This is a genomic window from Streptomyces sp. JJ38 (assembly GCF_019303475.1).
In the GTDB taxonomy this organism is placed as follows: domain Bacteria; phylum Actinomycetota; class Actinomycetes; order Streptomycetales; family Streptomycetaceae; genus Streptomyces.
The window spans coordinates 61,454-75,947 of the sequence record NZ_JABLSI010000034.1 but is presented as its reverse complement, the minus strand read 5'-3'; the positions used below and the strand labels follow the sequence as shown (position 1 = coordinate 75,947).

The 14,494-nt window shown below is 74.3% G+C and carries 11 protein-coding genes and 1 pseudogene; all 12 read right to left on the bottom strand.

Annotated elements, in window-relative coordinates:
• The coding region (dnaG, locus tag HPT28_RS18765; RefSeq protein WP_219092290.1) for a DNA primase at positions 1-1,431 on the bottom strand (1,431 nt) is incomplete at its 3' end.
• Positions 1,432-1,470: 39 nt separating this feature from the next.
• On the bottom strand, positions 1,471-2,064 hold the full coding sequence (locus HPT28_RS18760; protein WP_219092297.1) for a Uma2 family endonuclease: 594 nt from the start codon (positions 2,062-2,064) through the stop codon (positions 1,471-1,473).
• 104 nt (positions 2,065-2,168) lie between these two features.
• Entirely contained in the window at positions 2,169-2,642 is a 474-nt protein-coding gene (locus HPT28_RS18755; RefSeq protein WP_257578888.1) for a GNAT family N-acetyltransferase, read from the bottom strand.
• The gene (locus HPT28_RS18750) at positions 2,639-3,427 is read right to left on the bottom strand and encodes an FkbM family methyltransferase (protein ID WP_219092289.1); all 789 of its coding nucleotides are present in this window, start codon (positions 3,425-3,427) and stop codon (positions 2,639-2,641) included. The genes HPT28_RS18755 and HPT28_RS18750 overlap by 4 nt, the downstream gene beginning before the upstream one ends.
• Entirely contained in the window at positions 3,424-3,636 is a 213-nt protein-coding gene (locus HPT28_RS18745) for a Trm112 family protein (RefSeq protein ID WP_219092288.1), read from the bottom strand. Before HPT28_RS18745 ends, HPT28_RS18750 begins: the two co-directional genes overlap by 4 nt.
• Before the next feature lie 235 nt (positions 3,637-3,871).
• A pseudogene (locus HPT28_RS18740) lies at positions 3,872-4,750 on the bottom strand (DMT family transporter); the annotation flags it as partial.
• 2 nt (positions 4,751-4,752) lie between these two features.
• Positions 4,753-5,496, bottom strand: coding sequence for a bifunctional 2-polyprenyl-6-hydroxyphenol methylase/3-demethylubiquinol 3-O-methyltransferase UbiG (locus tag HPT28_RS18735; RefSeq protein WP_219092286.1), 744 nt, complete (start codon positions 5,494-5,496; stop codon positions 4,753-4,755).
• Positions 5,493-6,815, bottom strand: coding sequence for a condensation protein (locus HPT28_RS18730; RefSeq protein WP_219092285.1), 1,323 nt, complete (start codon positions 6,813-6,815; stop codon positions 5,493-5,495). The genes HPT28_RS18735 and HPT28_RS18730 overlap by 4 nt, the downstream gene beginning before the upstream one ends.
• Positions 6,815-11,119, bottom strand: a complete 4,305-nt coding sequence (locus tag HPT28_RS18725; protein WP_219092284.1) for an alpha-(1->3)-arabinofuranosyltransferase family protein — start codon at positions 11,117-11,119, stop codon at positions 6,815-6,817. Before HPT28_RS18725 ends, HPT28_RS18730 begins: the two co-directional genes overlap by 1 nt.
• Positions 11,103-11,843 carry a class I SAM-dependent methyltransferase gene (locus HPT28_RS18720; RefSeq protein ID WP_219092283.1) on the bottom strand — a complete coding sequence of 247 codons (741 nt, stop codon included), beginning with the start codon at positions 11,841-11,843 and terminating at the stop codon, positions 11,103-11,105. Before HPT28_RS18720 ends, HPT28_RS18725 begins: the two co-directional genes overlap by 17 nt.
• A 5-nt stretch (positions 11,844-11,848) precedes the next feature.
• A complete protein-coding gene (locus HPT28_RS18715) occupies positions 11,849-13,066 on the bottom strand; it encodes a glycosyltransferase family 4 protein (RefSeq protein ID WP_219092282.1) in 1,218 nt (405 codons plus the stop codon).
• A gap of 313 nt (positions 13,067-13,379) precedes the next feature.
• Entirely contained in the window at positions 13,380-14,327 is a 948-nt protein-coding gene (locus HPT28_RS18710) for a DUF3068 domain-containing protein (RefSeq protein ID WP_219092281.1), read from the bottom strand.
• Positions 14,328-14,494: the final 167 nt, after the last annotated feature.

Genomic DNA, 14,494 nt, shown 5'->3' with positions numbered 1-14,494 from the left:
GCCCGCCGCCGCCGGAGCGGACGGCGGCACCGGCCCGCCGCGCCCCGCGCCCGGGCGGCTACCGGGGCCGCCCTGACCACCGGGGCCGCCCTGGCCGCCGGCCCGCTTCCACTGGGCGATACGGCCGACGCGCCGCACCACGAACTGGGTGTCCAGCACGCCGAGCAGCCCGGCCAGCCGGACGGCGTACTCGTGCTGGAGCGAGGGGTCCTTCAGCTGCGCCACGATGGGGGCCGCGGCCTCCAGGGCGGCCGAGCGGCCCTCGGCGGAGTCCAGGTCGTGCTCGTCGACGACGGAGCGCAGCGCGAACTCGAAGAGCCGCGTCCGGCTGTCGATCAGCTCCCGCACGGCCGTGTCGCCCTGGGCGATGCGCAGTTCGCACGGGTCCATGCCGCCGGGGCTGATGGCGATGGAGGTGCGGGCGGCGAACTTCTGGTCGTCCTCGAAGGCCCGGAGCGCGGCCTTCCGCCCGGCGGCGTCCCCGTCGAAGGTGAAGATCACCTCGGTGCGTGAGTTGTCCATGAGCAGCCGCCGCAGGATCTTGATGTGCCCCTCGCCGAACGCCGTGCCGGAGGTCGCGATGGCCGTCGTCACCCCCGCGAGGTGGCAGGCCATCACGTCGGTGTAGCCCTCGACGACGACGGCCCGGCCCTCCTTGGCGATGTCCCGCTTCGCCAGGTCGATGCCGTAGAGCACCTGCGACTTGCGGTAGACCGGCGTCTCCGGGGTGTTGAGGTACTTCGGCCCGTTGTCGTCCTCGCGCAGCCTGCGCGCGCCGAAGCCCACGACCTCGCCGGAGACGTCCCGGATGGGCCACATCAGCCGTCCCCGGAACCGGTCGATCGGCCCGCGCCGCCCCTCCTGGGCGAGTCCGGAGAGCACCAGCTCCTTGTCGGTGAACCCGCGCCCGCGCAGGAAGCGGGTGAGGTGGTCCCAGCCGGCGGGGGAGTAGCCGACGCCGAAGTGCCGGGCGGCGGCCTCGTCGAACCCGCGCTCGCCCAGGAACCGGCGTGCGGCCTCGGCCTCGGGGGAGCCGAGCTGCTCCGCGTAGTACTGGACGGCGACCTTGTGGGCCTCCACCAGGCGGGTGCGCTCACCCTGCTGGCTCGCCCGCCCGTAGCCGCCCTCCTCGTAGCGCAGCGTGATGCCCGCCTGCGCCGCGAGCCGCTCGACGGACTCGGAGAACGTGAGGTGGTCGACCTTCATCAGGAAGGCCAGGGTGTCCCCGCCCTCCTGGCAGCCGAAGCAGTGGAAGAGCCCCTTGGCGGGGCTCACGTGGAACGAGGGCGACTTCTCGTCGTGGAAGGGGCACAGCCCCTTCAGGTTCCCCCCTCCGGCCGGGCGGAGCTGGAGGTACTCGGAGACGACGGAGTCGATGGGGACCGCGTCCCGCACCGCCCGCACGTCCTCGTCGTTGATCCTTCCCGCCACGCGCCGATTCTACGGTGTGGGCCGGATGGCGGACGAAGCTCAGCCCTCGGACACTGCCTGGGCGAACGCGGTGGTGTCCAGCTCCAGGCCGAAGGGCTCGGGGACGGTCACGGGCTCGCCGAACGGCACGGTGGTGCGTGAGCGGTATCCCCTGCCGGAAGGGTCCCAGAACACCGTGAGCTCTTCTTCCTGCATGTCCACAAGCAGGTAGACGGGCACCTGGCGGCCGTATGTCTCCAGCTTGTCCTGCCAGTCGTCTTCCCGGGTGGACGGCGACGTCAGTTCGGCCACGAGGGAGAGCGCCGCGCCCATGGCGACGTTCCCGGGGGCCCTGAACGCTTCTTCGTCGACCACGTAGAGGTCGGGGCCGAAGGCCCGCTTCGCGGAGCTGAACCGGAAGAGGAACGGCGCCGTCATGGCGCGGTGACCCGTAGGTGCGCGGGGAGCCAACTGTTCGCGCAGGTTGTCCATCGGGAGTGCGTACCGCAAGAGGGACCATGGTGACACGACGATCTTCCCCTTGATGATCTCGGCCTTGAAGCCTTCAGGAACGTCCAGCTCGGCAACCGTCCGGAGAAGGTCCTCGAAATCTCCGGGCGTGGACGGGGTCGTGGTCGTGGGATGCTCGGTCATCGTGGTCACGCGTTCCTCCCAACCTCACCGCTGAGTACCGACGGTCCGACGATAGGACCAGCAGGCTCTGTGGCGAGGACGTCGTCACTCCAACGGATGAGGCGTTAATCGGACAGTTCCCGGGCGAGGACGTAGTGGGGGCCCACGCCCTCGATCACGAATTCCTCTCCGTACACACGGTAGCCGTGCCGCTCGTAGAAGGCGCGGGCTTCGGTGCGGCCGTTGCACCACAGGGCCTTGGCGCCGCGCGCGGCGGCCTCCGCGGTGCCCGCCACGAGGACGGCGGTGCCGTAGCCGAGCCCGCGGGCCGAGGCGGCGCTGGCCATGCCGCGGATGCGGTACGCGGTGCCGGGCGGGCCGTCGGGGCCGGGGAAGGGCTCGGGGTAGAAGCTGGCACAGCCCAGGACCTCGGTGCCGGCGGGCCCGGGGCCGTAGGCGGCGACGTGGAAGGCGCCCGGGTCGGCGTCCTCCGGGAACACGGCGGACTCCCGGGGCAGCCCGGGCCGCAGCACCTCCCAGCGCAGGGCGAAGACGTCCGCGAGCGGTACGACGGCGGTGGGGATGGCCATGGCAGTCATGGCCTCACTCTACGGCGGTCGGGTACCGCGGGGCCGCGGTCATCGGGCAGGAAGAGCACGGAGTTGACGTACCGCCGGTGCGGCAGGAGGCTCCGGCGCAGGAGGCCGTGCTCGGCGACGTGCGCGACCTGCTCCTGGTGCCCGGCGAGGTCGAAGGCGGCCAGCGGTATCCAGTGCGCCGCGGGCAGCACCCAGCCCGCGTAGCCGTGGCCCGCGAGCAGCTCGAGCACGGGGCCGGGCGGCTGGACGCGGGTCTCCAGCTCGACGAGGAGCGCCGGGCGGTCGCGCTCGATCGTCCGGGCGGCGCCGCGCAGGACCGCGAGCTCGCCGCCGTCGACGTCGATCTTGATCAGCCGGACGTCCTCCAGCCCGAGCCCGTCGACGCTCACCGTGCCGACCCGCAGCGCGCTCCCGTGCACCCGCTCGCGGCGCACCAGGGAGGAGACGCCGCGCTCGCCGCCGTCGCCGGACGGCAGCCACAGGGTCGCGGTGCCCTCGCGCTCGTCCGCCGCCGCCTCCACGACCTCGACGTTGGCCGGGGCCGTGGCCCGCAGGGCGGAGGCGAGGCGCGGCACCGGCTCGACGGTGACGACCCGCTCGGCCCGCCGGGCCAGCGCCCGGGACCACGGCCCGTACCAGCCGCCGACGTCCACCGCGGTGCCGCCGCGCGGCAGGAAGTCGGGGAGACGGCGCAGCTCGGGCTCGAAGCGCGGGTACAGCCGGGCCGCCGCCTCCGCCACGAGCCGCACCGGCAGACGCGGACCGAGGCGTGCGGCGAGGGTCATACGGCTCCGGCCCGGTCGCTGAACCGGGCGTGTTCGTCCTCGCTCACGGGCTCGCCGGAGGCGGGGAGCAGCTGGGGGACCCCGTCCACGATGGGGTAGCGACGGCGCAGCCGCGGGTTGTAGAGGGCCTCCTCGCGCTCCAGCAGGATCAGCGCGCCCTTGTCGAGGGGGCAGGCCAGGATGGTGAGCAGCGGGTCGTCAGGGGACATGGGAGGTGCCTTCCGTCCGAGGGTCTGAGGTGACGTACGCGGGCCACGGGCCGGGCTCGTCCGGTCGGACGGGGCGGGGCCAGTCGGCCTCGGGCTGGTCGAGCCCTGCGGCGTACGGGGGGCCGGCGTCGGGACGCGCGGCCCGGGGGTGTGGGGCCTGGGGGTGCGCTGCGCCGGGCCGCGGGGCGTCCGGGCGCGGGGCGTCCGGACGCGCGGTGTCGGGCCGCGCCGTGTCGGGCAGCTCGTCGTGGCGGGGCAGCGCCAGCAGCACGGTGACGGCCAGGAGCGCACCGCCCAGCCGCAGCGCGAGCCGGAGCGGTTCCTCCGGCAGCGGTTCGTCGAACGCGATCGTGCCCGCGGCGACGGTGAACAGGAACGTCACGGTGGTGCACACCGGAACGATCAGCGAGGCGCGGCACCGTTGGAGCGCCGTCTGGGAGAGCACCAGACCGGCGGAGCCGGTGCACATCAGCAGATACGGGAACGGCGAGCGCAGGACGTCGAGCAGCCAGCCGCCGAGGTCGTTGCCCTCCAGCAGCCCGGCCACGCCCTTGATGGCCAGGGAGCTGACGCCGTAGAGGAAGCCGACGGCGACGCCGTAGGGCACGCCCGCGGTGGGCATGCGGTGCCGTCGCCGGGAGCGCCGCTCGGCCGTGGCGAACACGGCGAGCCCGGTGACCAGCGCGGGTACGCAGATGCCGACGAGCAGCGGGGTCGGCGCGGCGTGGCTGATGGTGTCCCCGCCGCCGCGCAGCGACAGCACGATCATCACCAGGGCGAGCAGGATGGCGATCATCGCCAGCCGCTCGCGGCCCGAGGACTTCTCGCCCAGGAACAGCGGCGAGAGCAGCAGGAGCATCACCAGCCCGGTGACGAACAGCCCCTGGGCCGCCACCAGCGGCAGGGTGCGGTAGACGGCGAGCTGGGCGAAGAAGCCGAGGCCCAGCGCCGCCGCCCCGACGAGCCACAGGGGGCTGCGCAGGAGGTGCCCCACGACCTGCCAGGGCCGCCCGGCGGTCAGTGGGGGCAGCCCGGACAGCGCGCGCTTCTCCACCACGAAGCCCGTGCTGAAGAGCAGGTTGGCCAGCAGTGCCGCCGCGACGCCCACCCACACGGTCAGCCGCCCTCCCCCTCGGCGCCCCCACCCGCCCGGTCGCGGCGGCGGGCGTGCACCAGCAGGATCGAGGCGAGCGACGGCGTCCGGCAGGCGAGCCGGTCCAGCGGACGCAGGGGAGCGGGGACGTCGTGGTAGGGGGCGCCGGTCATCCGCACGATCTCGAACCCGGCGGCCGGGAGCATGGAGCGCAGCGCCCGCGCGGTGTAGAGCCGCAGGTGGCCCACGACCTGGGAGCCGGGGCGGCCGTGGATGCCGCGCATCGACACCTCGGAGAAGACCGGCTGCACGCCGGCGAGCAGCAGCCCGCGGTTGTACCAGGCCGCGAGGTTGGGCGTGGACAGCAGCAGGTGGCCGCCGGGCCGCAGGACCCGGTGGAGCTCGTCCAGCGCGGAGTCCGGGTCCACCAGGTGCTCGATGACCTCGCTGAACAGGACGGCGTCGGCCGAGCCGGTGGCGAACGGCAGCGCGCCCAGCTCGCCGCGCACGGCCCGCAGGTGGGCGTTGGCCCGGCGCAGGGCGTCCTGGGACCAGTCGCTGCCGATCAGCCGCTTCCCGGGCAGCAGCGGGGCGGCGACGGCGGCTGCCGTGCCGTCGCCGCAGCCGACGTCCAGCACCGTGCCGGGGCCGGGGCCCAGCGCGCGGGCCAGGATGGCGGCCTGGCGGCGGGAGCGGTCGGCGCCCGAGGCCACCGGTGTCGCCGGGTCCTCGTACAGCTCCTGGAGCGTGTCGGTCTGTGGGCTCATCGTGCCTCCTGCCCGGTCGGGCGGGTGGGGGCCGTCGGGCCGGGGGCGGACCCGGTTCCCGCCAGGGTACGGGCGAACAGCTCGCCGAGCCGCCGGCCCGCGGCGTCGTCGAGCCGCCCCCGGGACCAGCGCAGGGCGAGCTGCAGCCGCCCGCCGGTGGAGATCGTGGTGACCGAGACCCCGCGCGGCATGCGGGCGGGGGCTGAGAACCAGGCGGCGGTGGCGCGGCCCGCGTCCCCGAAGTCCATCGGGTAGGGGAGCCGGCCCAGGTTGGACAGCAGGGTGGTGGACGCCCACGGCCCGGCCGCCCGGCGCAGCGCGCGGGCCGTGGCCGCGCGGACGCCGATGGGCAGGACGGGGGTCGTCAGCAGCGCGCCGCTGCGGCCGAGCTGCGGCCGGGGGACGGCCTTGAGCGCCCGGGTCCGGGTCGCGGTGGCCCGCAGCAGCGCCTCGACGGCGTCCGGGTCGCCGTCGGCCGCGTCCCCGGGCAGGCCGAAGGGCACCTCCACCAGCCGGGTGCCGTTGCCGATGGGCATGTCGGCGGTCCTGGGACGGTCGTCGACGGGCATGGTGACGCGCACCGGCCGGTCCGGCAGCCCGTGCTCCCGGTTCCAGCGCAGGACCGTCAGACAGGTGGCCACGAGCAGCTGGTCGTTGACGGTGTAGGGCGAGCCGGACGGACGGGTGGGCAGCGGCAGGTCCGCGATGTGCATGCCGTTGCCCGGACCCGGGCGGTCGTCGCCGTGGTCGGCGCCGATCCGCGCCGGGCGGGCCAGAGCCGAGCCGCTCACGGGCTCCGCGGGCCCGGGCCCGCCGCCCGGCCGGGGGGCGCGGACGGGGGCCGGGGCGGGGGAGTTGTCCGCGCCGCCGTACAGCTCCGCCGCCGTGGCCAGCACCCTGAGGCAGGCGGGGCCGTCCAGCGCGGCGTGGTGGAGCGTGGCCAGCAGGACGCAGCCCTCGCCCTCGGGCGCGTCCACCACCTCGATCCGCACCGGCGGCGAGGCGCTGAGCGGGGGCTCCTCGTCCAGCGCCCGGCGCCGGGCGTCCGCCAGGGTGTCGCCGGGGAAGCGGACGGCCTCGGTGTCCGGTTCCCCGGTCAGCTCCCAGACGTACCCCCGGTGCCACCACCGGACGGGGGCCTGGCGCATGAGGATGCGCGGGTGCCGCCCGAACGCGTCCCGCACCGCCTTGCGCAGCCGGTCCTCGTCGAGGCGGCCCGGCAGGTGGATCTCGATGTGGACGGTCTCCGGCTCGCGCTCGTCGAGTCCGTGCCGGGAGATCTCGTCCACGACCGGGAACGGGACGCGTTCGGTGGGCATCAGGCCGGGCCCTCCCGCGTGTCGCCGGGACGGGCGCCGGGCTGGGCGGGACCGCCGGGGGCCTGGGCGGGCGGCGCGGGCGCCGTGGTGCCCTGGGCCGGGATCGGGTACCCGTGCCCGGTCTGCCCGGCGTTCCCGCCCTCGTGCTCCCGGTGCCGGCCGCCCGGGCCGCTGCGTGCCGGGACCGTCACCAGGGCGGCGACCAGGGCCAGCAGCGCCAGCGCCTGGGCGGCGTGCCCGTAGGCGCCGGTGCCCTCGGCGAAGCCCGAGTCCGCGGACGGGAGGGCGAACACCGCGGCGAGCACCATGGCGCCGAACGCGACCGGGACCAGCAGCCCGGGCCGCCACCAGGCGAGCACCGCCACGGCCGGGACCACCAGCGCGTACGGTCCGGCGACCAGGGCCAGCACCACGGTCAGCGCCACGGCGCCGAGCACCCAGCCGGGGGCGGGCACCGGGGCGGCGCCGGCCTCCTCGTCGACGTCGCGCCGGCGCACCAGCGCGAGCGCGAGCAGGCCCAGGAGCGCGGCGCCCGCGGCGAACAGACCCACCGTGTACGTGGTGGCCGGGCCGTACTCCAGCTTCACCGTGCCGCCCGCGCCCTCGGGGACGAGGAAGCCCTGCTGCCAGCCGTCGAGACGGACGGGCTCCAGCTCCTCGCCGTCGAGAGTGGCCTCCCAGCCCTCGTTGAAGGCCATGTGGGTACGCAGGTAGGAGGCGTTGCCGGCCTCCACCTCGACGCTGCGCTCGTCCCCGCCCCAGTCGGTGGCCGTGACCGGGCGGTCGGTGCCGCCGGTCTCGGTGTCGCCGCGGGTCAGGGACAAATCGGTGATCGCCAGCGCCTGGTCGGCGGGCGACTCCACGGTGTGCTCACCGGCGTCCAGGGCGATCGCCCCGTCCTCCGTGCCGCAGAGGGTGACCTCGACGGGGCGGCGGTCGGTGAGGTCGCGGACCGTGCCGGACACGCTGGTGCGGTACGCGGTGCCGTCCACGGTGACGGTCGGCCCCTCGCCGCACTCCAGCGCGAACGGGCTGTCCTTCAGCGGGGCCTTGACCCGGAACTCGTCCAGCCCCGGAACGTAGACCTCGTTGAGGCCCACCGGGAGCTGGAGGTTGTCCCCGGCGACCGGGTTGGCGACCGTCAGCTCGGCCGTCTCGGTGACGGTGATCTGCAGCTGGTCGGTGTTCATCGTCTCGAAGCGGGCCCAGCCGTTCTCGTCGACGGCGGTGGTGACCGCGCCGTCCGGCGAGGTGATCGTCACCTCGGTCGGCCGGGCCGAGACGCCGCCGGCGGCGGACAGGACGACGGAGGAGACGTCCCGCTTCACCGGCCAGGTCAGCGTGATGACGGGCTCGTTCCCGGCGATCCACGCGGTGGTGAAGTCGCCGTCGACGAGGTTGCGCGGGCTCAGCGAGAGCCCGGTGGGACTCGTCGACTCCGCGGTGGCGGTGAGCCGGTTCTCCGTGCCGGGAGCGACCTTGTCCAGCAGCTCGTCGAAGGCCGTACCCGGGACCGGCAGCGCGGTGGCCCGGAAGGTGTAGTCACCGGCCGCCTGGGTCGAGAAGTGGCGGCGCAGCGCCCTCTCGTCGCCCACGGGGCGCAGCGCGCCCGGGTCGGCGTCGCGGTGCAGCGAGACCATCTCGGAGCCGGCCGGGCTGTCCTCCGGCGCGTCGTCGGGCAGCGAGAGCAGCCGGTCGACCTGGACGCCGGGGATCGCGATCTCGGAGAAGCCGGCCCCGGTCAGGCCGGGACGGCGCTCCTCGGTGTCCAGGATGGTCAGCTTCAGCCACGTCGCCGGGCCCTCGGGCGCGGCCACGGTCTGCTTCCCGGCACCGGGCCGCAGCGTGGACTCCACGGCCTCGCCCCGGTCGGTCTCGATCTCCACCCGGGTCGGGGCCGGGCGCAGCCCGTCGTCCGGCAGCGGGGTCAGCTCGAGCTCGCCGGGGATGTCGGTCTCCTCGGTGAACTCCACCCGGATCCACTGGCCGCCGCTGTCGTCCGCGCTGCCCTCGGCCCAGCCCGTCATCGGGTCGCCGTCGAAGGCGTGCACGGGGTCGAACTGCGGCAGGTGGAACAGCCAGCTTCCGCTGCTGGACGCGGTGACGCTCTTCGCGCCGCGCAGCGTGGCGACCGTCTGGTGGCGCACCCCGTCGACGGGGAGGATCTGCTTCGGTTCCTCGCCCGCGTCCTGGAGGCTCTCGGGGTGGTTCCGCTCCTCGGCCGTGTAGGTGTACGAAGTGTTGTTGTTGAGCAGGCCGAAGCGGGTGTCCGCGCGGCGCAGACCGTCGGCCGTCACGTGGAGGTCCGGCGCGTCGACGCCGGGGTGGGCGTCACCGGTCAGCACGGCCGGACGGTCTCCGAAGGCCGGGTCGGCCGACAGCGGCAGCAGTGCCTCGGGGCCGCCGCTGACCCGGGCGGTGCCCGCCACGTCCTGGGCCCGCACCTGCTCGGGGATGCTCGGCGCGGAGGCGCCGGCGGGCGCGTAGATCTCCACGGACTGCTGCCGCGGGTAGAAGCCCTGGAGCATGATCGGCGTGTCCGCGGGGATGCGCCCGCCGGTGGTCAGCGGACCGAAGCCCTTGACCTTCTCGTAGCCGGAGGACTCCAGCGTCCGCTTGACGGTCTGCGGCGGCACGTAGCCGATCTGGTCCGGGTCGAGGTCGTTGCGCACGACGACGTAGTGGAGCCCGGCCCGGTTCAGGTACTGCTGTAGCCCGGGGGCGGCGCCGCCGCTCATCAGGGCCTGCTCGACGGCGTCGAGCATGCGCCGCTCACCGGGCGGTCCGAAGGGGACGTAGTCACGCTGGGCCCAGGGCGAGTCGGCCAGGACGTGCAGCGGCTGGTCGATGGGCGAGCCCCAGGTGTAGACGCCATGCGAGGTCGCGGGGACCACCAGAGCGCGGGTTTCGCCGGAGTTCTCCTCCAGCCAGCTCGCCGTGTCCTTCCAGTGCTTGGGAAGGTCCTCGAACGCGCCCGGCTGGAGCACCGCGCCGGTGACGTACGGCAGCGCGAGACCGGGCAGGACGAGCAGCGCGGTCAGCGCCGGGACGAGCCGCGCGCTGCGCAGGAGGCCGACCCGGTCCTTGCCGGCGGCGCGGGCTCCGCGGCGCCGGGCCACGAGCACCGCGGTGAGGTGGGTGAGGCCGAGGGCGAGCGCGAGCGCGAGGCCGGGCTGGAACTTGTAGATGTTGCGGAACGGCTTGAGCCAGCCGTCCAGCCAGCCCTGGAAGCCCTCGGCGAACGGGGCGCCGAGCGCACCCGCGTAGCCGGCCAGCATGACCAGGGTGACCGTGACGACGGTGAGCACGAGCCAGCGGCGCTCGGGCATGTCCCGCCGGGCGAGGCCGCCCAGGCCGACGGCGGCGGCGAGCGCGCTGCCCGCGACGGCGAGCAGCCCGGTGGCCATCATCCAGCCGGCCGGGAGCCAGGCCTCGCCGAAGTTGAGGTAGGCGACCCAGTTGCCGGCTCCGCGCAGCATCTCGAAGGCCGACATCGTGGACGTCGTCGCGGTGGCCTGCTCGACGTACGGCATGAAGTCCTCGCCGTAGACGCCGAGCAGCAGCAGCGGGATGACCCACCACAGCGTCGCCAGGATCACGCCCGGAATCCACCACAGCAGCAGTGAGACGCGCCGCCGGCCGGTGCGGGTGATCAGGTACAGCCCCACCGGCAGCAGCGCGGCGAGGGTGGAGGCGGCGTTGACGCCGCCCATGAACGGGATGAGCAGCGCCGAACGGGCCGCGGCGACGCGGGCGATGGGCGCGGTGCCGTCCGCCCGGGGCACCAGCGGCAGCAGCACCCACGGCAGCATGGCGCCGGGCAGCGCGCCGGCCGAGGTGGAGCCGACGATGATGGTGAACGTGGGCCACAGCGCGTAGGTGGCGGCGCCCAGCAGCCGGGTCGCGCTGGTGCCGACCCCGAACCGCTCGGCCAGCCGCAGCGCGCCCCAGAAGGCGGTGGTGACGACGAGGGCCAGCCAGAGCCGCTCGACCAGCCACACCGGCAGCCAGGACAGCGCCGCGTGGAACGGCAGCATGGGGAAGAGGTAGCCGATGTACTGGTCGGCGATGCCGCCGAAGCTGGAGCGGTCGGACCACAGGTTGCCCAGCTCGCCGAGGAACATCCAGGGGTCGCGGACGACGCCCAGCTTCGTCTCGAACGTCATGTTGCCGGGCGCCGCCAGTACGAAGGCCACCAGGACCAGCACGTAGGCGCCCAGCAGCCACCACCGTGAGCGGGGTGGCCCGGTCGGGTCCGGCCCGACGGCGCTCAGTTCGAGCGTGCGGTCAGTGGTCGTCGTCATGGGGGCACCGCCGGAGGATGAGGAGGAGGTTCCAGGTGGCGATCTCGCGGAGGACCGGGACCCGGGTGATGGCATGGACGAGGAACGGCCAGTAGCGCGAGCGGGCGGCGAGGATCTCGACGTCGTCACGGGACCGTACGTGGCGCAGGGTGGGGCCGATGTGGACGGCGAACAGGTTCTCGCCGAGGGTGTGCTTGGCCGGGCGGCCGTGCCGTCGGGCGTAGCGGGCGCGGGCCCGCTCGGCGCCCAGGTAGTGCCAGGGGGCGGTTTCGTGGCCGCCCCAGGGCGAGTACCAGTTGGTGAAGGAGACGTAGACGAGCCCGCCGGGCCGGGTGACCCGCACCATCTCGCTGAGGAAGGTCTGCGGGTCGTCGACGTGTTCGAGCACGTTGGAGGAGAAGGTGACGTCGGCGGTTCCGTCCGCGACAGGCAGCAGGTAGCCGTCGGCCAGCGCGGCCCCCTCGGGGCGGCGCCCGTGGCCGTGCAGTTCGTGCGGGTCGGGCTCGAAGAGGAAGCCGCGCGCGCCGCGCCGCCGGAACTCGTCGGTGAAGTGCCCGCTGCCGCCGCCCACGTCGATGACGGTCGCCCCCTTCAGGGGCGTGTACCGCTCGATCTGGTCGGCCGCGTCCCGGGCGAGCAGGCTGTAGCAGGTCCCGGGGTCGTTCGGCTCGTTCATGAAGGCCCGGAACAGGGTCACCGACCGTCGGATGGACGGGTCTCTCACACCGGTCACCTCGGCGTCCCGGTGTAGGTGCCAGGCGGGGCGCCGGCGCGCGTCCAGGCCTCGCCCGCCACCTCGCGGAAGGCGGAGACCGTGCGGGCCCAGCCGAACTCGGCGGCCCGCCCGCGAGCGGCCTCGCCCAGGGCGGCGCGGCGGGGGTTCGAGAGGCCGAGGGTGCACCAGGCGGAGGCGAAGGTGCTCTCGCCGCGGGCCAGGACGCCGGTCTCGCCGTCGGCGATGGAGTCGCGCAGCCCGGGTATGTCGAAGCCGATGGCGGGCGTGCCGCGGGCCGCGGCCTCCATGACCACCAGGCCCCAGCCCTCCACCATCGAGGGGTGCAGGAGCAGCCAGGCGGAGCACAGCAGCCGGTGCTTCTCCGCCTCGGAGACATGCCCGGCGAACGTCACCGACTCGCCGGCCATCGCTTCGAGCCGGGACCGCTCCGGGCCGTCCCCGACGATCACGAGCCGCCCGCCGGTGACCGGGCGCACCCGCTCCCACAGCCGCAGCAGCAGGTCGATCCGCTTGTACTCGACGAGCCGGCCCATGGCCAGGAAGAGCGGCTCGGCCGACTTCGGGGCGATCGGGGCGGAGGGCTCCTCGACGCCGTTGTGGACGATGCGGATCAGGTCGCCGCGGACGCCGATGCCGCGCAGGGCCCGCGCGGTGGAGTCGGACACGGCGACCGTCAGGTTGTCGCGGTGGGTGCGCGCCAGCGCCCAGTGCTCCAGCTGCCGTCCGATCCGGGCGACGGGCGCGGGATAGCGCATGCCCCACAGCTCGGTGTGGACGTGGTTGACGAAGTTCAGGGTCGGGCCGCTGTACCACATCGGCGTGAGGTACGGCATGCCGTTGCACACCTCGACCATCAGGTCGGTCTCGCCGACCTCGCGGGTGAAGGTGCGCCGGGCGCGCAGGAAGTGGGCGGCGTCGCCGCCGGCCGAGACGACACGGTAGTCGCGCTCCGCGGCGGGGCCGCCGCACACGAGCGTCACCTCGTGGCCCTGGGCGGTCAGTCCGGCGGCGATCCGGTCGATGAGCAGCTCGGAACCGCCGGCGGCCGGATTGCCGATGTCACGGCGGGCGAGGAAGACGATGCGGCGGGGATACCGGGAGGGGGCCGCATCGGCGGGGCTGGTGGCAGCCGTCGTGACCGCGCGCGGGGCGAGCCGCTGCTGCGGGACGGAGGCGGCGTGGGGAGCCACCGGGGGCACCTGCTGGGGCATGGAGCGCTCCACTCGTGGGAGGGTGCGGTGGTGGGTGCTGCGGGTACGGCTGACGTGCGGTGGTGAGGGTGGGACCTGAGCGGGATGCTGCGGGCGCGAGGGGTTCTCGCGGGGAGTGCGTCCACCGAGGTGACGGTGGTGGACCGAGAGCCGTGGGCCGGGGGCGGTGGCTGGCCATCGGATGGCTCAATTTTCGTCGTCACGTTCGATGCGGCTACTCACCCATGTGACAAATTACCCTCGGGTTTACCGACGGGTACCCGCACCGGAGCGCAAAGCGCGGTGCGGGTACCCGTCGGCGATGTGGGCTGGGTCACGCCTCCTGGCGCCGGCCGCGCACCAGGAGCACGGTCCCGGCCGCGGCGAGCAGCAGCCCGGCGGAGCCCAGCCCGACCGGGGCGGTCGTGCCGACCAGCCGCAGCTTGCCGCTGCCGTCCTCGGCCAGCTTGACCTGCTCCTCCTGGGTCTCCTTGGTGAAGGTGAGCCCGTCGCTCTGGAGGAGCGTGACGGCGTCCTCGGAGGAACCCGGGGCCCGGAGGGTCATCTTCGGGCCGGTGGTCGCTTTGAGGATGCGCCCGGTGGCCTCGTCCACGACGAACTCGAGGTTCGTGTTGGCGTACCACTCCTCCGCCATGACCTGCGGAGTCTCCGGGAGGCCCACCAGGATGCCGGGCACCTGACGGGTGCCGGTCCGGGTGGCCTCGACGGTCCCGGTGAAGCGCATCCCCTCGTAGCCCTGCACCTTCACGCGCTTGTCGTAGGTGAGCGCGACGGTGTTGCCCAGGGTGGAGTCCCACCAGGTGTAGCCCCGCTCCTCGACGTCGAAGGGGAACTTCAGATAGGCCTCGCCAGCGAACTTCCCGGGCGCCTCGCCGCAGCAGTGGACCGGCTTGTTCGTCTCCCGGTCGGTCACCCAGCTCTCGGTCTTCCACTGGAGGGACTTGCGCGGGTCCTCCCGCTCCAGCGTCTGCTCGGTGTCGATGGTCTGCGAGACGTCCCAGACGGCCACGCCGTCGCGCTCACTGGCGGCGACGTTCCCGAGGACGCGGCGGGTGACGGTGAGCGGCTCGTCCTCCTTCTCGGAGACGGACTGCTGGTCGAAGTAGGTTCCCGTGCCCTTCATGACCGTCGTCGAGTCCGTGTCGATCGGCGTTCGCTTGGCCCGCGGTTCCACGTACCAGGCCAGCATCGGGCCCAGGACCAGCAGAAACACGCCGAGCCCCAGCAGGGTCAGCGAGAGGGGTGAGGCGGAACGGCGCATGGCGGGTGCTCCCGTGGAAAGTGGGTGGTGCGCGTTCTCCGTACCGCGTGCGGTGGCGACGTGCGAAGGGTGTGCTACGTGCGCGCGGAGAGGTGTGACGCGCGGCGCCCGGAGCCGGTCCCGGCCGGGGCGCGAACGGTGGTGGGCCCGCTCCTGGTCGTCCGGGC